The organism is Staphylococcus intermedius NCTC 11048 (genome assembly GCF_002902385.1).
In the GTDB taxonomy this organism is placed as follows: domain Bacteria; phylum Bacillota; class Bacilli; order Staphylococcales; family Staphylococcaceae; genus Staphylococcus; species Staphylococcus intermedius.
Window position 1 is genome coordinate 1 of record NZ_PPQH01000156.1, and the last position, 811, is coordinate 811.

The 811-nt window shown below is 24.2% G+C and carries 1 protein-coding gene; it reads left to right on the plus strand.

Annotation, left to right across the window (positions count from 1 at the left end):
• Window positions 1-529, plus strand: a 529-nt coding sequence (locus CD138_RS13835) for a Cthe_2314 family HEPN domain-containing protein (RefSeq protein WP_103266026.1), incomplete at its 5' end; no start/stop codon positions are given.
• Window positions 530-811 lie beyond the last annotated feature (282 nt).

Here is an 811-nt window from a genome sequence, read left to right on the forward strand (position 1 = left end):
TGAATATAATAAATTACTTACAGAGATGGATATATTTGATTTTTCAGCGGCTAATACTTTAGTAAGTGGATTTGATCAAATAGGTTCAAATGTACCATCCGCTATCAATTCATTACATGATACTTGTGAATATTTTTGCAATTCTTTTGTATGTTTGAAGTATGCTTATAAGAATTTACCATATACAAAAAGCCAAAAGAAAAATTATTATTGGGTATTTTATTACCACAATATAGCACTTCATTTTTTACATACTATACACGATTTATTATTTATCTTAGTAAGAGAATTAACCCAATCTTATGAAGTCAAATTAGAATTAGGCTTTAGAAAAAAATTAGTAAAAAAATTAAGGTCTTCTGACGATGAAAATTTTAAAAAACTAGGAAATGCACTAAATAAAAATAGTCCTATTCGTACTTTAAAGTATAGAGATGAATATACACATAACATAACTCCATATCGATTAAATAGTCATCCCGAGAAAAATGAACACGGTATTACTTTTTTAAAGCTAGTAAACCAATGATTAATGATATTGAGGAAGCTATAAAAGATATAGAATCTGATTTAGAAAAACTGAAAAAAAAGGCTAAGTATATTAAAACAGCACTTGATATCTTATAATAGTTATATCACTTAAAATTCACCAATAAATATTAATATTTTATACAAATAGAAAATAAAATTATGGTTTTAGAAGTTTAGGTGAATTAAATTTTTCAATTTGAGTTGAACATTATGTTATAAAAAAGAGTGAACTATTAAACATATTATTGACAGTTTATATAAATATCACAATATTGGACCT